Origin of the sequence: Streptomyces sp. SAJ15 (assembly GCF_007595705.1) — a bacterium.
GTDB lineage: Bacteria > Actinomycetota > Actinomycetes > Streptomycetales > Streptomycetaceae > Streptomyces.
This window is the reverse complement of the sequence record NZ_NISY01000017.1, coordinates 1-18211: the sequence shown is the minus strand read 5'-3', so window position 1 is coordinate 18211 and position 18211 is coordinate 1. Positions and strand designations below refer to the sequence as shown.

11 protein-coding genes are annotated in these 18211 nt (G+C 75.1%); 5 read left to right on the top strand and 6 right to left on the bottom strand.

Annotated features, from left to right (window positions below):
• Nucleotide 1 precedes the first annotated feature (1 nt).
• Complete coding sequence (locus CD790_RS30040; RefSeq protein WP_144386540.1) at nucleotides 2-7627, bottom strand: type I polyketide synthase; 7626 nt, start codon at nucleotides 7625-7627, stop codon at nucleotides 2-4.
• 537 nt (nucleotides 7628-8164) lie between these two features.
• Here CD790_RS30040 and CD790_RS30035 point away from each other — a divergent pair.
• Together CD790_RS30035 and CD790_RS30030 are read left to right on the top strand one after the other, a co-directional pair.
• A complete protein-coding gene (locus CD790_RS30035; RefSeq protein WP_399218467.1) occupies nucleotides 8165-9397 on the top strand; it encodes a DUF2786 domain-containing protein in 1233 nt (410 codons plus the stop codon).
• A 482-nt stretch (nucleotides 9398-9879) separates the two neighbouring features.
• The gene (locus CD790_RS30030) at nucleotides 9880-10962 is read left to right on the top strand and encodes a polyprenyl synthetase family protein (RefSeq protein ID WP_144386538.1); all 1083 of its coding nucleotides are present in this window, start codon (nucleotides 9880-9882) and stop codon (nucleotides 10960-10962) included.
• Nucleotides 10963-11055: 93 nt separating this feature from the next.
• Here the strand turns inward: CD790_RS30030 and CD790_RS30025 are convergent, their stop codons facing one another.
• Nucleotides 11056-11763, bottom strand: coding sequence for a M24 family metallopeptidase (locus CD790_RS30025; protein WP_144386537.1), 708 nt, complete (start codon nucleotides 11761-11763; stop codon nucleotides 11056-11058).
• Nucleotides 11764-11984: 221 nt separating this feature from the next.
• Nucleotides 11985-12422 carry a nuclear transport factor 2 family protein gene (locus CD790_RS30020; RefSeq protein ID WP_144386536.1) on the bottom strand — a complete coding sequence of 146 codons (438 nt, stop codon included), beginning with the start codon at nucleotides 12420-12422 and terminating at the stop codon, nucleotides 11985-11987.
• A gap of 158 nt (nucleotides 12423-12580) precedes the next feature.
• Between CD790_RS30020 and CD790_RS30015 the strand changes: the two genes are divergently transcribed.
• Complete coding sequence (locus tag CD790_RS30015) at nucleotides 12581-13150, top strand: PadR family transcriptional regulator (protein ID WP_144386535.1); 570 nt, start codon at nucleotides 12581-12583, stop codon at nucleotides 13148-13150.
• On the top strand, nucleotides 13137-13982 hold the full coding sequence (locus CD790_RS30010) for an SGNH/GDSL hydrolase family protein (protein ID WP_144386534.1): 846 nt from the start codon (nucleotides 13137-13139) through the stop codon (nucleotides 13980-13982). Before CD790_RS30015 ends, CD790_RS30010 begins: the two co-directional genes overlap by 14 nt.
• A gap of 147 nt (nucleotides 13983-14129) precedes the next feature.
• Here CD790_RS30010 and CD790_RS30005 read toward each other — a convergent pair whose 3' ends face one another.
• The 3 genes from CD790_RS30005 to CD790_RS29995 all read right to left on the bottom strand — a co-directional run bounded on the left by CD790_RS30005 (nucleotide 14130) and on the right by CD790_RS29995 (nucleotide 16630).
• Nucleotides 14130-14840 carry an HAD family hydrolase gene (locus CD790_RS30005; protein WP_144386533.1) on the bottom strand — a complete coding sequence of 237 codons (711 nt, stop codon included), beginning with the start codon at nucleotides 14838-14840 and terminating at the stop codon, nucleotides 14130-14132.
• Nucleotides 14841-14971: 131 nt separating this feature from the next.
• Nucleotides 14972-15901, bottom strand: coding sequence for a hypothetical protein (locus CD790_RS34965; protein ID WP_186319305.1), 930 nt, complete (start codon nucleotides 15899-15901; stop codon nucleotides 14972-14974).
• 81 nt (nucleotides 15902-15982) lie between these two features.
• Nucleotides 15983-16630 (bottom strand): TetR/AcrR family transcriptional regulator, encoded by a 648-nt coding sequence (locus CD790_RS29995; RefSeq protein ID WP_144386532.1) that lies wholly within the window; start codon nucleotides 16628-16630, stop codon nucleotides 15983-15985.
• Nucleotides 16631-16695: 65 nt separating this feature from the next.
• On the opposite strand from CD790_RS29995, the gene CD790_RS29990 reads away from it, so the two are divergent.
• Complete coding sequence (locus CD790_RS29990; RefSeq protein WP_144386531.1) at nucleotides 16696-18120, top strand: amidase; 1425 nt, start codon at nucleotides 16696-16698, stop codon at nucleotides 18118-18120.
• The last annotated feature ends 91 nt before the right edge of the window (nucleotides 18121-18211 follow it).

The window sequence follows — 18211 nt, the reverse complement described above, 5'->3', positions numbered from 1 at the left end:
CTCACCAGCCCGACGCGGTGTAGACGACGGAGCGGGAGCGCTCGTCACCCCAGGCGAGCTCGCGCAGCAGGGCGAGCGTCCCCTCCTCCGGGTCGACGAGCCGGACGCCGCGCCGGGCATAGGCGCGCCCCAGCTCCGGGCTGACCATCCCCGCGTGTTCCGCGGCGGGCGCCCACGGGCCCCAGTGGACGGTCAGCGCCCGGCCGCCGGTGCGGATCGACCAGCGCGCGCCGAGCGCCTCCAACGTGTCGTTGGCGGCCGCGTAGTCCGCCTGCCCGCGGTTGCCCAGCACGGCGGCGACGCTCCCGAAGAGCACCACGAAGGCCGGGTGGACGGCCCGCTCCTCCAGGGCGTCCAGCAGCGCGGCGGCACCGTCCACCTTGGTGCCGTACACCCGCCGGAAGGACTCGGCGGACTTCTCCAGGAGCAGCCGGTCCTCGATCACCCCCGCTCCGTAGACGACGCCGTCGAGCCGCCCGTGCTCGGCGTGGATCTCCGCCACCGCCCGACGCACCGCGTCGCCGTCCCGTACGTCCACCGCGCGGTACCGCGCCCAGCCGGTCCGCTCCCGCAACTCGGCGAGGGTGGCGGCGACCTCGCGTCGCGCCAGCACGCGTGCGCTCTCCCGCTGGACCTCCGCCGGCGACAGGCCGCCCCGCGCGGCCAGGACCGCGCGCAGCGACGCCTGGTCGGCGGCCCCGGCGGTGGTCGGATCCTCGGGGCCGACGGGCTCGGGGGTGCGACCGAGCAGCTCGACGCGGCAGCGCGCGGCGGACGCCAGGGCGAGGGCGAACTGGGCGGTGATGCCCCGCGCCCCGCCGACCAGCACGACCACCGCGTCGCGGTCCAGCCCGACGGCCGCGGCCTCCGCCGCCCCGTCGCCGGCCGGGCCCGCGCCGGAGACGGCCAGGCCCGCCAGCGGCTCCTCCCGCAGCTCCAGTCCCTCCCGGCCCGCCCCGGTCCGCAGCACCACCGGCGCGTCCTCGTCCTCGGTCGAGAGCTCGGCCAGCAGCATCTCCGCGACGGTGTCCGCCGACGCGCGGCCGGGCAGGTCCACCACTCTCGCGAGGGTCTCCGGGTACTCCCTGGCCACGGAGCGGAACAGCCCGTGCAGACCGGCCGCGCGGACGTCGAGCGGGTCGGCGGTCCGGGCGGCCAGCAGACGGCCCGGCCGGTGCCGCAGGGCGGCCTGGAGCACGGGGAACGCCTCGGGGAGCACCGGTGGGCGGGTGTCGAAGCCGGCGTCGGCGTCGGCACCGGTTTCGGCGTCGGTACCGGATTCGGTGTCGGCCAGCGCGCCGAGGAGCACCACCCCGTCCACCGCGCCGTCCCGCTCGGTGAGCAGGTGCCCCGCCTCCAGGGTCACGGCCTCCGCCCCGAACTCCGTCAGCCGCGCGACCAGCGCGCGGGCGACGTCCCCGCCCCCCAGCAGCGCGAAGCGCCTGCCCGCCAAGCGGGCGGGGTCCGCGGCGCGGTCACCGAGCGGCACCGGACACAGCCGCATCCGGCGAGGTGTGTCACCCGGCGGCGTCGGGGGTGGGGCCGCCGCGGTCGACGCGTGTGCCAGAGCCGAGGCGGCCGGCGCGGCCGGCGCGGCCGACGTGGCGGACACGGCCGATGCGACCGACGTGACTGTCGCGACCGATGTGACCGATGCGACCGTCGCGACCGACGCGTTCGAGGCGAGGGGCGCGACTCGCGACCCCGGGGGATCGGCGGCCGGCGGCACGGGGTGGTCGGCGGCCGGCGGCGCCCACTGGTCGGTGGTCGGCGGCATCGGCGTCCCGTGATCGGTGGCCGGCGGCCCCTCGTGATCGGCGGCCGGTGACGCGCCGTCATGGGTGCCCGGTGTCGCGCCGGCCGCGAGTCGCCCGGACAGCCACGCCGCGGCGGCGGCCGCGGTACGGGCCCGGGCCAGCTCCTCCAGCTCCTCGTCGTCCGGAACGTCCGCGCCGCCCTCACCGCCCACGCCCAGCCGGCGCGCGAACTCACCCGCGATCTCGGCCCGTTTGATGGAGTCGACGCTCAGGTCCGCCTCCAGGTCCAGATCCGGTTCGATCATGTCCACCGGGTAGCCCGTGCGGTCGCTGATGACCTCCGACACCACCCGCAGCACGTCCGCCTCGGTGAGGGCCGCCGGAGCGGCGGCGACCTTCGGGGGTGGCGCGGCCCCGGGACGCGGGACGGGATCCGCGCCTTCCGGTGCCGCCGTGGGCGCGAAGGGCGCGAACGGGGCGGCGGTCGCCGGTGCCGTCGCCGCCACGGCGGCCGTGAGCGGGGTGGTGCCCGGGAGCGGCCCGGGGGCGAAGGCCACCGCTCCCGCTCCCGGTGCCGACGCCGGCACGGGCGGGAGGGGTGCCGGGATCCGTCCGCCCGCCGCGGCGCCCAGGTAGCTCAGCAGGACGTCGCGCTGGGTGGCGACCAGGTCCCTGCTGGTCCTCAGGAACTCGAGGAGCAGCTCGTCCGTGCTCCGCCGCGGCTCGCCCGCCGGTGGCGCGGCCACCACCGGTTCGGCGACGCGCCGCGGCGGCGCCAGCGCGCCCGGGATCACGGCGCCGTCCGCGGTGCGGACCAGCTGCCCGTCGACCGACCAGCCCGGCCGTCGCGGCGGCGCGGCGGCGTCGGCCTCGATCGCGTCACGGCCCCGGAACATCCAGTCGGTGCGCACGGGCAAGCCGGCGACCGCGAGCCGGGCCAGGGCGTCGAGCAGCCCGGCCAGGCCGCTGCCCGCCGCCCGCCGCTCGACGGCGACGGCCCGATGCGGCCGGCCGTCGAGGATCTCCCCGACCAGCCGGGTGAGCACGGCACCCGGGCCCACCTCGACGAAGACCCGGGCCCCGGCGTCGTACATGTCCTCGATCTGCTCGGCGAAGCGGACCGGCGCCCCGATCTGCGCGGCCAGCTCGGCGCGCAGCGCCTCCGGATCCGCGCCGTGCTCGGCGGCCGTACGGTTGGCCCACACCGGGAACTCCGGCGCGCGCGGCGACCATCCCGCCAGCGCCGCCGCGAAGCGATCGCCGGCCGCGGCCACCAACGGGCTGTGGAAGGCGCAGGCCACCGCGATCCGCCGGGCCGAGTGCCCGGCGGCGCGCAGCGCGCCCACGGCCGCGTCCACCGCGGCCACCGGCCCGGAGATCACGGTCTGCCCGGGGGCGTTGTGGTTCGCCACGACGACCCGGTCGGCCCACTCGGTCTCCTTCAGCGCCCGCTCCACCTCCTCGTGCCCGGCCGTCACCGCGGCCATGGTGCCGGGCCCCTCCGGGGCGGCCGCGGCGGCGTCGTGGATAGCCGCCGCCCGCTCGGCGCTGAGCCGAAGCAGGGTGCGCGCGTCCATGGCGCCCGCAGCGCACAGCGCCACCAGCTCCCCGTAGCTGTGTCCGGCCCCCATGTCCGGGTCGAGACCGGCGGCGCGCAGCAGGGAGTACGCGGCGAGGCCCACGACGCCCAGCGCCGGCTGCGCCGCCCGGGTGTCGGTCAGGCGCTCCCGCTGGCGTGCCCGCTCGGCCTTGTCGAAGGCGGCCGGGGGATAGAGCACCGCGGCGAGGGCGGGGTCGAGTTCGAGATAGCGGTGGAGCTCGGGGAAGGCGACGAAGAGGTCGGCGAACATCCCGGTGCGCTGGCTCCCCTGGCCGGGGAAGAGGAAGACGAGCCGGCCCGGCTCCGGTCGCCCGCCGGCGGCCACCTCCGGGTCGGCCAGGTGGACTCCCGCCCCCGGTTCGGACTCACCCGCCAGCGCCCGGCGCAGCCGCCGGTCCAGGCCGTCGAGGTCCTCGGCGACCAGGGCCACCTGCACCGGCCCGTGGCCGGCCGCGGCCCGGCGCGAAGCCGTCAGCGCGAGGTCGCGCAGCCGCCACGGCCGGCCGGCGGCGTCGTTCGCCGCGGTCAGCCGGAGCATCTCGTCGACCCCGCGGAGGGCCGTGGCGCGGTCGGCGCCCCGGAAGACGAAGAGCTCGACGGGCCAGGCGTCCAGGCCGTGCGCCGGGGGCGCGCCCCGCCCGTGCGCGCTGAGGACCACGTGGAAGTTGGTGCCGCCGAAGCCGAACGCGCTGATCCCGGCGACCCGTTCGGCGGGCGGCGCCGCCCAGGGCCGGGGCTCGGTGTGGAAGACGAAGGGGCTCCTCTCCCGCTCCCACGCGGAGTTCGGCCGCTCGAGGTGGACCGTGGGCGGCTTGACGCCGGTGTGCAGCGCCAACGCCGTCTTCACCAGGCCGGCCAGGCCCGCCGCGCACTTGGTGTGTCCGATCTGCGATTTGACCGACCCCAGCGCACAACCGGCGGGCTTGGCCCCGGCCGCGGTGAACACCGCCTCCAGGACGGACAGTTCGGTGCGGTCGCCCACGGCGGTGCCCGTGCCGTGCGCTTCGATCAGGCCGACGTCGGCGGGCGAGACCCCGGCGTTGCGGTAGGCCCGCTCCAGGGCGGACCGCTGGCCCTCCGGCCGGGGCGCGGTCAGCCCGAGCGACCGGCCGTCGCTGGAGCTGCCCACGCCCCTGATCACGGCGTAGACGCGGTCGCCGTCCCGTTCCGCGTCGGCCAGCCGCTTGAGCACCGCGCAGGCCACCCCCTCGCCGAGCGCGATCCCGTCCGCCGCCTGGTCGAAGGAGCGGCACCGGCCGGTCGCGGAGAGCGCGTGCACCGAGGAGAAGTACACGTAGTCGTTGATGCCGTTGTGCAGGTCGGCGCCGCCGCACAGCACCAGGTCGCTGGTGCCGGTGGCCAGCTCCTTGCAGGCGACGTCGACGGCGGCCAGCGAGGAGGCGCAGGCCGCGTCCACGGTGTAGTTGGCGCCGCCGAGGTCGAGCCGGTTGGCGATCCGGCCGGAGATGACGTTGGCCAGCATGCCGGGGAAGGAGTCCTCGGTGATCGGAGGCAGTTGCTCCGCCAGGCCCGGGGGGACCGTGTCGAGATAGGACGGCAGCACCGCGTGGAGCGTGCGGGCGTTGGAGAGGTCGCTGCCCGCCTCGGCGCCGAAGACCACGGAGGTGCGGGCCCGGTCGAAGGACCGACCCTCGCGGTCGCCGTACCCGGCGTCATCGAGGGCGCGCCGGGCCGCCTCCAGCGCGAGCAGCTGCACCGGTTCGATGCTGCCCAGGGAGGTCGGGGGGATGCCGAAGCGCAGCGGGTCGAAGGGGATCCGGGGCAGGAAGCCGCCCCAGCGGGAGACCGTGGTGGCGCCGTCGCCGCCGCGGGCACCGGTCCCGTCGGGCGCGCGGTAGTGGACCGCGGGGTCCCATCGGTCGGCCGGCACCTCGGTGACCGCGTCGACGCCGTCGAGCACATTGGCCCAGAAGGTGGCGAGGTCGGGGGACTGGGGGAACATGCAGGCCAGGCCGATGACCGCCACGTCCAGTGGCCGCGGGGGCGTCGGTTCGGCGCTGTCGAGGGACGCGTCAGGGCCCAGGAGTCCGCGCAACTCCGCGGCGCGCCGGTCGAGGAAGTCCGCGGCGCCCGCGGTGACCGAGCGGTGCAGGGCGTCGACGGTGGTGACGGTCGATCGCAGCGCGACCACGTCACCGGCCATGAACACGCCCTCGTCGAGCTGGCGGTCCTCGCCGACCGGGAGCAGCGCGCCGTCGGGGCCGCGCTCGACGCCCTTGCTGGCGATCCGCAGCCGACCCACGTTCAGCCGCTCCAGGTCCTCCCAGCGCTGCCGGGCCGGCACGCCCCGGGCGTGCAGCCGTTCCTTGAGGGCGTGGAAGCCCTCGGTGAAGGGGTTGGGCACGCACCGGGTGGCATGGCCGGGCGCGGTCTCCAGCAGCGTGGTGCACCGTGCCCCCACCACCTGGCGCTGGAACAGCGGCTGGATGGCACCGTGCTCGACGGCCTCCTCGGTGAACAGGTACGCGGTTCCCATCAGCAGACCGACGGCGACGCCACGCCGGGTCAACGGCGCCGCGAGCGCCGCGATCATGGCGGCCGACCGCTCGTCGTGCACGCCGCCGGCGAAGAAGACCTCGACGCGGCCCGGCGCCCCGGCGCCCACACCCGCGCCCGTGCCCGCGTCGCCGTCGGCGTCCGCGGACGGGCCGGTGCCCACGCCCGGCCCGGTGCCCGTGCTCGCTACCGTGCCGGCGTCCCGCTCGTCCAGGAAGTCCTCGATCACCGCCATCTGGGCCTCCCACAGCGGGAAGCTGTTGCGCGGACCCACGTGTCCGCCGCACTCGGCGCCCTCGAAGACGAACCGACGGGCGCCGGCCCGCAGGAACTGGCGCAACAGCCCGGGCGAGGGGACGTGCAGGAACGTGGTGATGCCGTCCCGCTCCAGGGCCTTGGCCTGCGAGGGCCGTCCGCCCGCGATGACGGCGTGGCTCGGTCGCACCTCGCGGATGGCTTCGAGCTGCGCGCTTCGGACCTCCTCCGGGGCGAACCCGAGGACCCCGACCCCCCAGGGCCGCCCGGCCAGCGCCGCCTCGGCCTCACGCAGCAGTGAACGCGACTGCTCGGGGCCGGCCAGGGCCAGGGCGATGAACGGCAGCGCGCCCTCCGCCGCCACGGCGGAGGCGAAGCCCGCCTGGTCGCTCACCCGGGTCATGGGGCCCTGGGCGAGCGGCAGCCGGGTGCCGAGCGCGTCGCAGATCGCCGCACCGGGGCGCAGCGCCGCCTGGGCCGGCGCGGTGTGACGGCAGTCGCGGACGGCCTCCGTGAGGGCCTGGACCGTCCGGCCGACGGTGTGCCAGCGGGCGGCGAAACGAGCGGCCAGGAAGCCGTCCTGGCCCACGGGCAGCAGCCGGTCCTCCATGTCCTCCCGGGCGGAGGGCCGATCGGCCGTCGCGGCGTCGTCCCGCGGGTGGACGTCGTGCGCGGCGGCGTCGTTCGGGTCGATGACTTGCGCGGCGGCGCCCTCTGGGGCGTCGTCCGCGCTGGGCTTCGCAGTGGGGTCCTTCGCGTCAGGGTCGGTCCGGACGCCGTCGGCGCTCGTCGCGGCCCGTGTCGGCGGGGCGCCGCGCCGACGCAGCCCGCGGCGACCGTCGACGACGACGGTCTCCGAGCCGTCCAGGGAACGGAGCACGGCGGCCGTCTCCGCGGCGACGCCGGACTCGGCGAGCAGCGCCAACTGGCTGTCCACCACGACCCCGGCCGCGCCGCCGGCGACGGCGGCCGCGGCGGTCCGCGGGCCGATGCCGCCGCAGGCCCAGACCGGGACGGACACCTCGGCCGCGCCGAGTAACTGTTGGAGGAGCACGAACGTCCCCAGCCGACCGACGCGACCGCCGCTCTCACCACCTCGGGCGATCAGGCCGTCCACCCCGGCCCGTACCGCCGCCACCGCCTCCTCCAGACCGGTCACCTCCGCCAGCACCCGGTACCGGCCGACCAGGGCGGGCACCGACCAGCGCGCGTCCACGCCGAGCACCACCGTGTCCGGGGCGTTCTCGTCCGCGGCGAGACCCGCGGTGAGGTCCTCGGGTGTCAGCCGGCAGCCCGCGCCCACCCGGACCCCGTACCGACGCCCCGCCGTCCAGCGGCGGACCTGCTCCAACGCCCCCCGGGCCCGCCGGTCCCCGGTTCCGAGGTCGAGCACGCCGAGCCCCCCGGCACCGCTGAACGCCGCGACGAGCCTGGCGTCCGGTTCGCCGAAGGGACTGATGCCGATGAGAAAGTCGGGGAAATCCAAAGCGGTGTCCATGGGTGCTCCCGCAAAACAGTGGCCAGGGTAGGCAAAGAATTAATCGGCGTGAGGTGCCGAAGTCCTACTTCCATTCCGAGCTGTGAGGGAGAGTTTTCACAAGGGTGCTGAAGCCCGAGAATCCTAGCTGTACCCTCCAGGAAAGGTGTCGAGCACCACTAGAAGGCGCCTCGAATCTTCGAGCCCCATTTCCGGGCCCGGCAGGCGTGAAAGAGGGGCGGTCCTCGGATATTCCGGCCGTGGTCGCAGGGCGGGGAAGGATTCGAGTTCATGGCTGTGGCTTTGATGCGCCAGGGCATGTTGTGCGTCGAGTTTCAGGGAAGTCGGAAGGGTCCCGGAATAACGCGAGAACACCCGAATGCCGCCGTGTGCTCGCCCTTGTCGATTTCGGTGGGCGGGGTACGGGGCCGCTCCCGGGCGTCGGGAAATTCCGCCAGCCGCTCGGAGGCCGGTGCGGAGCCGGACCCAGGGCCGCCGGCTGGGCGCGGGACAATGGTCCTCGCATCGGCGACGGGGAACGGCAGGAGAGAGGGCGACGTGGGCGAGCGCGGGGAAGGTCAGCGCCGGCGGGGGCGCGGAGGAGAGCGTCCGGCGGAGGCCGCGCAGACGGTGGAGGCCGTCCTGCACGCCGTCACCGCCGCGCCGGACGCCGGCCTCGACGACGCGCTCGACGCCGGCGCCTCCACCCTCACCGCCGCCCCCGCGGGCTGGGAGGCGGTGAGCCGCGCCCTGGTCGGCGCCGCCGAGCGCCGCGTGCGACGCTGCTGGGACGGCGGCTGGCAACCGGCCGACCTGGCGCGGATCGTACGGCGCGAGGGCGTCGCCGACCGGACCCGCTTCGTCGTCGACATGATCGCCGCGGAGGCGCGGAGGGCCCCCGCCCGTACGGACACCCGCTGGACCGCACAGCTCCGCGAGCTCGACGCGCGGGTGTGGTGGGACGGCGACGACGGGTACCTGGAGGCGTTCGGCCGCCGTGAGCGCCGCGCGAGCCGGTTCGAGACGGCGGGCTGCGCCCTGGCCGCGCTGCGGTCGATCGGGCGGCTGCCGCGGATCGCGCCCCTGGCGCGGCGGGCCGCACCGCGGGCGGGAGCCGAACCCCGCATGCTCGGTCGGGTCCGCGCCCTGCTCGCCAAGGCCGAGTCCACCTCCTACCCGGAGGAGGCCGAGGCCCTGTCCGCCAAGGCGCAGGAGCTCATGGCCCGCTACAGCATCGACGCGGCGCTCCTCGGCGCGGACGCCGGGGAGGGGCCCGGCGCCTGCCGGATCGGCGTCGAGGCCCCGTACGAACCGGCCAAGGCGCTGCTGCTCGACGCCGTGGCCGAGGCCAACCGGTGCCAGGCGGTCTGGGCGAGCGAGCTGGGCTTCTCCACGGTGGTCGGCTTCGACGCCGACCTGGAGCTCGTCGAACTCCTCTACACCTCGCTGCTCCTGCAGGCGACGACCGCGATGAACCGGGACGCCGACCGGCACCACGCCCGCGGCCGCTCCCGCCGCACCCGGCACTTCCGCGAGTCCTTCCTCATCGCCTACGCGGGCCGCGTCCGCGAGCGTCTCGTCGCCGCCACCCGGCAGGCCACCGAGGAGGTTGTGCACGAGTCCGGCGCCACGCCGCGCGGCGTGCTCCCCGTACTCGCCGCCCGCGAGGTGGCGGTGGCCGACGCCGCCGCGCGGATGTTCCCCGACACCACCGCCCACCGCCTCAGGTGCCGCGACGCCGACGGCTGGGCCCACGGCACGGCGGCGGCCGACCAGGCCGAACTGGCCTGAGCGTCCGGCACCTCGGACATGGGGTAGAGTAGATCTTGCAACGCCGCCCCTGCGGGGCGGTGGTTGATGCGTCGGTCGTCTAAGGAAAGATGCTCGTCTCCAAACGAGAGATGTAGGTGCAAGGCCTGCTCGGCGCTCCATCGAGGATCCCTCCCCCTGACCAGGGGGAGGGATCCTTTTTGCCTGGGCGGCGGATGCCGGTCCGGAATGTGAGGGGCGGTCAACCCTCGCCGTCTCGGCGGGACGCACGGTGATCTACGATCCCCCGATGATCGGTGCGAGCGGCTCTGGGAAGTCGGCGAAGTTCGTCGCCGGAGCCCTTCCGCTCGCGGGCCGCTCCTGAACCCCGACGCGTGCGCGCCCCGGCCGGGCACCCGGGCGCCGTGCCGGATCCGAGCGCCGTACCGCACGGCCCCGTGCCCGAGGGACCCGGGCCTCGACCCCCGTGCCCGAGGGCACGCGGCCGCTGGCAGGCTACCCGCATGAACGACACGATCGCGGCCGCCGCACTGGAGCGGGCCGCCGGGCACCGAAGCCGGTTCGACGCCCGCTTCGCGGCGTACTTCGACGCGCTGGCCGACCGCCTCGACACCCCGCCGCTCAGCCGCTTCACCCCCCGCTGTCTGGAGCTGCTGCGGGACCTCTCGCTCCGCGGGGGCAAGCGGATGCGCGTCGCCCTGCTGTACGAGGCGGCACGCCTGGTGACCGAGGACCGGGTGCCCGGGTTGGAGGAGGCGGCGCTGAGCCTCGAACTGCTCCAGACCCACGGCCTCATCCACGACGACATCATCGATGACGCGCCCACCCGCCGCGCCGGTCCCTCCACGTACTACGCCTACCGTCGGGAGTTCCCGGACGACGAGCGGACGGCGCTGGCCCTCGCGCTGCTGGCCGGGGACCTCGCCGCCTTCCTGTCGCTGCGCGTACTGGCGGAGGCCGCGGTGCCGGCCGAGGTGAGGCAGGCCATGCTGGACGTCCAGCTGAGCGCGGGCGCCGAGGCGGTGACGGGACAGATCGTCGACCTGGAGCGCGACGCCCACCCGCTGCCCGACGAGGAACTCCTGCACACCGTCACCGAGTACAAGTCGACCCGGTACTCGGTTCTCGCCCCGCTGCGACTGGGCCTGCTGGCCGCCGGTGAGGACCCGGTCCGCCACGATCGACGGCTGCGCCGCTACGCGACCCTGGTGGGGATCTGCGGGCAGATGCGCGACGACTACCTCGACCTCTTCGGCGACGCGGCGGCCACCGGGAAGCCCGTGGGCGCCGATCTGCGCGCGGGGCGCCGAAGCTATGCCGTCCGCGCGATCCTGGCCGCCACCACCGGTGCGGAGCGGGCCGTGGTGGAGACCGCCCTGGGCGACCCGCGGTGCGTGCCCGACACCGTCGACCGCGTCCGCGATCTCGCCCGGCGGCACGGCGTCGACGCCGCACTCCGCGCCGACATGCGCCGCACCGCCGAGGCCGCCCGCGCCGAAGCCCTCACCTGGCGGCCGCACTGGCGCGAGGAGGCCGTGGCCTTCTTCGCCCGGCTGCCCCTGTGGAGCGTGGAACGCACCCGCTGAAGCCGAAAGGTCGGCCGCGGCCTCAGCGCGCCTTCCGGTCGGGGCGGGCGGCCGACCGGTTCGCCCCCGAGTCGGGCGCCGCCCCCTGACGTCTCAGGCGAGGTCGAGCAACTGCTCGTAGAAGCCGCCGAAGCCGCGCCGCCGGTCCACGAGGTGGAGCTCCAGAATCCAGTGGCAGATCCGGCCCGCACGGTCGGTACGGCGGAGCGGGGTGTCGTTGTCGGGGGTGATGTAGGACTCCGCCTTCGCGCCGTCGTTGCTCTCGTGGGGGAACTCGCCCACGAGGTGCCCGGCGTGCCAGATGCCGAGGCTCCAGCCCGCCTCGGCGGCCAGGCGCTCGACCTCGGCGTGCAGTTGCCCGCCGGTGATGTCCGGGTCGGCGGCGAACGCGGCGCGGCCGGCGTCGAAGATGCGCGGGAGGTCCCGCAGGAGCCGGTGCTTGTCGGGGTCGGCGCCGAGGACATAGGTGCGGCCGAAGTCCGCCTCGTACTCCTCGAAGATGGGGCCGAAGTCGGCGAAGGCGATGTCGTCCTCGGTGATGACCCGGTCCGGTGGGTTCTCCCGGTACGGCAGGAGGGTGTTGGGGCCGGAGCGGATGATCCGCTTGTGCCAGTGCCTGGTCGTGCCGAACATCTCGTTGGCCAGGTCCCGGATGTCATCGCTCACCTCCCGCTCGCCTCTCCCGGGCGCCACCAGCCCGCGCGCCTCCACCTCGGCGAAGAGCGCGATCGCCTTCTCCTGCGCCGCCACCAGTCCGGCGACGCGCCGGGCCTCCTCTGATCCGGTCGCCGCGACGGGCATGCCAGATCCCCCACTTCCCTGAGCCACGGACGGGTACCTACCCGAGCCGTTACCCCTGCAACGGCCTTCGCCCGTCCCGCATCTGCCAGCGTAGCAAGAAGATCATTTGGCATCTGCGTGTGGAGCGGTGCCCAGGGCTTGTATCTGCGATGACCGCCCGACGGCGGGTTTCGGCTGTTCGGGTCGGCCCGCGGGCCCGGCCGCTCGACTCGACTCTCGCTCTAACGTTCCGCCGGTGCCGGCGCCGGGGCGAGGCCGTCGGCGACCAGGCCGGCGAGGACGGCCTCGCCCAGGGCCCGCACGGCGGACTGTGGACGCACCATCACCGCGATCTCCTTGATCTTCGCGTCCTCGTCGAAGTGCAGCAGGTCCACCCCGTGAACCTGCTTCCCGTCGACGACGGTTCGGAAGACGAGGGCCGCCGACGCGGACGGCGTGCCGTCGGCGCCGGTCTCGCAGGTGCCGGAGTGCTGTCCGACGTAGCGGAAGTCCTCGAAGGTGCGCAGCAGGACGCCGAAGAGGCCCAGCACCGCGGGCCTGCCCTCGAAGGGGGTGAACCTCACCGGGCTGTAGAGGCGGATGTCCTCGGTGAACAGGGCCTGGAGAGCGACGAGGTCGCGGTCGTGGACTGCGGTGCGAAAGCGGTCTGCCGTGGTCACGGGATCCTCCTTCGGGCGCCCTGTCGGGCCCCCTCATAGTCATGAATGTGACTAGTCACTTTCTTGAGTATCATGCGGGAGGTGTCCATGGACAGAGGCGCTGGACACAAGGCGCTGGACATAGGCGCTGGACACAAGGCGAGTGAGGAGGCGGTCCGATGGCCTTGCGGCATGCCGTGTTGGCGGCCCTGCTGGACGAGGAGTTGAGCGGGTACCAACTGGCCAAGGCGTTCGATCTCGGCGTGGCGAACTTCTGGCACGCGCTGCCGCAGCAGCTCTACGCGGAGCTCACCCGACTGGAGCGGGACGGGCTGATCGCGGGCCGGGAGGTCGTCCAGGACACCCGGCCCAACAAGCGCCTCTTCACGGTGACGAGCGCCGGCCTGGAGGAGCTGGAGCGCTTCACGGCGAGCGCCGCCAAGCCCTCCTTCATCCGCGACGACCTGATGGTCAAGGTCCAGGCCGTCGACCACGTCGCCGCCGAGACGGTGATCGCGCAGCTCACCGAGCGGGCCGCGTTCGCCCAGGCCAAGATCGAGCTCCTCGGCCGGCTGCTGCACACCCTGCGGGGCGACCGTACCGAGGAGGAGTTCCTGCGCCACGGCGAGCGCGTCGGCCCCTACCTGACCTGTCTGCGCGGCCTCGCCTTCGAGCGGGGAAACCACGACTGGTGCGTGCGCACGGCCGCGCTCCTGAAGGAGAGGCAGGCGGCCCATGCCCGACACTGACACCCCGCGGTACCTGCGCTATGTCGCGCTCGGCGACAGCCAGACGGAGGGCCTCGGCGACGGCGACGACACGACCGGGCCGCGGGGATGGGCCGACCGCCTCGCCGACGAGCTGGCGATCCACCACCCCGAGCTGCGGTACGCCAACCTCGCCGTCCGCGGTCGCACGGCCGGTCAGGTGCACGTCGAGCAACTGGCGCCCGCCCTCGCCCTCCGCCCCGACCTGGCCACCGTGGTCGCCGGCGTCAACGACCTGCTGCGACCGCGCTTCGACGCCGATGCCGTCGCCGGCCACCTGGAGGCGATGTTCGCCGCGCTCACCGCCCAGGGGGCCCACGTCGCCACGGTGACCTTCCCCGACCTCGGGAAGGTGATCCCGCTCGCCCGCCCCCTCGGCTCCCGCGTCACCGCCCTCAACGAACGCATCCGCCGGGCCGCGCGGCGCCATGGCGTCATCGTCGCCGCGACCGACCGCCACCCCGTCGTCGGCGACCCCCGCCTGTGGAGCCCGGACCGGCTGCACGCCAGCCCGCTCGGCCACCAGCGGATCGCCGCCGCCGTCGCGCACGCCCTGGCCCTGCCCGGCAGCGACGACTCCTGGACGCACCCGCTGCCTCCGCCGGAGTCACCGGCCCCCACCGGCCGCCACGCGGCCGTCGCCGAACTCCGCTGGGCCGCCGCCTTCCTGGGCCCCTGGCTGGTCAGACGGGTGCGCGGCCGCTCCTCCGGCGACGACCGCACCGCCAAGCGCCCCGCCCTGCTCCCCGTGCGGGTGGCATCCGTCGACCGCGACGACCCGGACCGGCCGCGCCAGGCCCCGGCCCCCGGGTAGGGCGACCACCGGCCGCGCGCGGGACGCGGGCGGCCGGGCGGGCGGGGGAGCGGCGGATAGGGATCGAACCGAGCCGACCCGGCCCGCCCCGGACCCCGGCCGAGGCCGCCATGGCGCGATCCGGCGCCGCGCGGCCGGCGCGCCGGGTCACACCAGATCGAGCACCGTCGTCAACGCGTCCGGGCGCCGGTCCACCTGGACGCCGTCGACCAGGTGCACCGCGCAGCCCAGGGCGGCGGCTCCGCCGTCCGCCGGCGCGCTGTCGCCGACCATCAACACCTCGTGCGGCGGCAGCCCGAGCCGGTCACAGGCCGCCTGGAAGAGCGCGGGGTCGGGCTTGCTCACCCCGTGCTCGTACGAGAGCACATACGACTCGACGAGGTGGTACACGTTGTGGGCCCGGAAGACCGGGCGCGGATCCCAGCCGATGTTGCTGACGACGGCGACCGGGACGCCGCGCCCGCGCAGGGCCGTCAGGGTGCTCGCGGTGTCCGGATACGGCCGCCAGGCGGCCGGCCGGCGATGCCGTTCGTACAGCGCTTCGGTCAGATCCGGAACGCGGGCCGACGCCGCCGGTGCGGGAGGCACGGCGCTCCGGGCGAGGGCGGTGTACACGGCGCGGTGTCGGCCGGGGCTCATGTCGCGCTCCCGCCACAGCTCGGCCAGTTCGGCGGGCAGTCGTCGAGGCGGGACCCCGCCGGGCTGGGCACCGACCGCCTCCAACCGCTCGGCGTAGGCCGTGAGCTCCTCCTCCGTGAGGACGCGACCGGCCTCCTCCGCCGCCGCGCGCAGCCACTCCCGTGTCGGCTCGATGTGGAACAGGGTCCCGGAGAAGTCGAACAACACGCCCTTCGTCATGGCTCCATCGTCCCCCGGCGCCGCGCCGCGCGGCCAGAGGGCGACGCCCCGGGTGACGGGCGGAGCCCGGGCCGCCGCCGAGTGCCCGCTCCGTCCGCGCGTCGATCGACTCGCGGATGGAGCGGCGGAGTTCAGCGGCGGAGCCGGAACCAGTCCGGCGAGTCCGGATCGCCGTAGACGTGGTTGAGCCCGGGACGCCGATCCGTGCCGCCGACGTTCCACTCCGTGGCGCAGCCGTCGATGGAGAGCCGCACCGACTGCTCCCACGGGTCGGTGGCCGACTGGAACGTCCAGGTGCCGGTTCCCGTGCACCGACGCGCATCGGAGGCGCCCTCCACGGCGTCGTCCTCCTCGGTCCGGAGGCGGTCGGCGACGGCCGTGCCGTCGGAGGCGAGGCGCAACCGGCCGCCCTCGCCGTCGGTCCACGCGCCGACCAGCTCGTGCTGTGCCACGGTGGGCGGACGGTACTCCTCGATCAGTCCCAGGGAGCGGGCCCCGAGCCCCAGCCCGCAGGCCGCCAGGACGGCCAGGCTCCCGTACGCGTAGCCCCGCCGGAGGAGGGAGGCGGTGCGGCCCGTACGGAGGTGACGGTGGGACAGCGCGACCGCGCCGGCCGCCGCGGCGACGCACACGGCGAGCAGCGACCAGCACTCCAGGGCCCGCGTCATGGACAGGGCCCACCAGAGCTTCACCAGCACGGCGAGCGGCAGGGTCGCCGCCGCGGCGACCGCCGGCACGACCCACCGACGCCCGCCCAGCCGCCGGGCCAGACCCAGCGAGGGCAGGACCACCGTCACCGTCATCAGTAGCCCGGCGGGGAGGGCGACGCAGGCCAGGAGGGGGAGCGTGAGGAGCAGCAGACCGGGGTCGTCCTGCGGTATCGGGGTCTCGTCGTCCAGGCCGAGGAAGGTCACGCCGACCACCAGCAGCGCCGCTTCGAAGAAGAGGACACCCGCGGAGAGCAGGGCCGTCCGCACCGTCCACAGCCTCGGTCGGCCGTGGGCCTCCCGCCGAGTCGTTCCGGTCGCCACCGGCCCGCGGTTGTCCGTGCGCATGCTCACCTTCGATCACCTTCCACCCCGATCATCCCCGAGCGCGCCTGGCGCGCGAGGGCCGGGGTGGGGTGTGCGCCGTCCAGCGGTTCACTCCCGGCTGGACCGGTCGGGCGCGTCGCCCGCCGCCAGGGCGGTCCATGATCTGAGGAGGAGTTCGACGGCGTCGACGACCACCTCGTCACCGATCTCGTCGGGACACAGCTGCCGCTGGATCAGCAGACCGTCCTCCAGGGCGTGCACGATGAGCGCGAGGAAGGCGGGGTCGGCGGGGGGCGCGGCGCCGTGGCGGCCCAGCTCCTGCTCGATGCCGCCCGCGATGGCGCCGCGGGCGAGGAGTTCACGCTCCGCCAGCCGCTGCCGGAGCTCCGGGTTGCGACGCGCGTGCAGGAACAGCTCCAGACGCAGGGCGAGCCAGTCCGCGGCGTGCCGGCCGCGGGCCCGGTGCCAGGCCCGGAGCCCCTCCAACACGTCCGCGAACGACTCCGCCTCGCGGCCCAGCTCCCGCACCTCGCGCAGCTCGCTCCGGGTGCGCCGGTCGAGCAGCTCCAGCACCACCTCGTCCTTGTCCTCGAAGTTGCCGTAGAACGCCCCGCGGCTGTAGCCGGCGCGCTCGGCGATCTGCTCGACGGACGTTCCGTTGACGCCGCGTTCGGCGAACAGCTCGGCCGCGGCCTCCAGCAGGCGGTCCCGCGTCAGCCGCCGGCTCTCCTCCCGTGTCATGCGCTTCCGTGTCATCCGAACTCCACCCCATCCGATATTCGATTGCGTATCCAGATACAGGTCTGTATCCATAGTCGACTGTGGATACAGAATTGTGGCAGCTGAGCGCGGCGGAACTGGCCCGGGCCGTCGCCGCCGGCGACGTCAGCGCGCTGGACGTCGTCAACGCGCACCTCGCACGCGTCGCCGTGGTCAACCCACGGGTGAACGCGATCACCAACCTCCTCGCCGACAGCGCCCGCGAGGCCGCCCGGGAGACCGACCGGCGCCGCGCCGCCGGCGAGCGCCTCGGCCCGTTGGCCGGGGTGCCGTTCACGGTGAAGGAGAACATTCATGTCGCCGGATCGGCGACCACCTTCGGCGTGCCCCGGTTCCGCGGGCTCGTCCCCTCCGCCGACGCCCCTCCGGTACGGCGGCTGCGCGCCGCCGGGGCGATCCCCCTCGGGCGGACCAACCTGCCCGACATGACGATCGCCGGCATGCACACCACCAGCACCCTGTACGGCGCGACCCGCAACCCCTGGGACCCGGCCCGGACCCCCGGCGGGACCAGCGGCGGCGACGGGGTGGCGGTCGCCACCGGCATGGCCCCGCTCGGGCTCGGGAACGACTCGGGCGGGTCGCTGCGCGTGCCGGCCGCGTTCAACGGCGTGACCGCGCTCAAGCCCAGCTACGGCAGGTTCCCGCAGGACCACCGGCTCGGGCCGCAGGACCCGACGCTCTCCTCCCAACTGTTCCCGGTGGACGGGCCGCTCGCGCGCACCGTCGCCGACCTGCGCGCCGTCTACGAGGCGCTCTCCGGAGTCGACCCGCAGGACCCGCGCGCGGTCCCGGTGCCGCTGGACGGACCGCGCCCCGCGGGGCCGATCCGCGTCGGCGTCGTCATGGACCCGGGCGGACACGGCGTCGATCCGGCCGTGCGCGCGGGCGTCGAGACGGCCGCCGCGACGCTGGAGGACGCCGGCTACGAGGTCCACGAGGTGGAGGTCCCCCGGCTGGACGATGCCGTCGACGGCTACCTGGGGCTGATCTTCACCGAGTTCAGCCTCGCCTGGCCGCAACTGAAGGAGCTGCTCACCGAGGACAGCCGACGCCACGTCGAACACACCCTGCGGGAGCGGCCGGCGCTCGGCCTCGACGGCTATCTCCAGCTCACCGCGGCCCGACAGGGCGTCCAGCGGGACTGGGCCCGACACTTCGAGCAATACCCGCTGCTCCTCGGCCCCGTGTCGACCGAACCGATCCCCTTCCCCGACGCCATGCACGGCAGCGTCGAGGACAACGCCCGCACCATGGGGGCCGTACGGCTGTGCCGGGCGAGCACCTTCGTCGGCGCCCCGTCCGTGGCGCTGCCCGTCGGTGTCGTCGACGGGCTGCCCCAGGGGGTTCAGATCATCGGCGGGATGTACCGGGAGGACCTCTGCCTCCAGGCGGCCGCCGCCGTCGAACAGCGGTTGGGCACGTTCACCCCCGTCGACCCCACCGCCCCGCCTCCGGCCGACTAGGTGTTCTGTCCGGGGAGGTTGTGGACGGGTGACCCAGGTCTCGGTTGAGGGATCTTGAATGGGTGAGGGCCTTCCGGGTTCGGTGTGGATT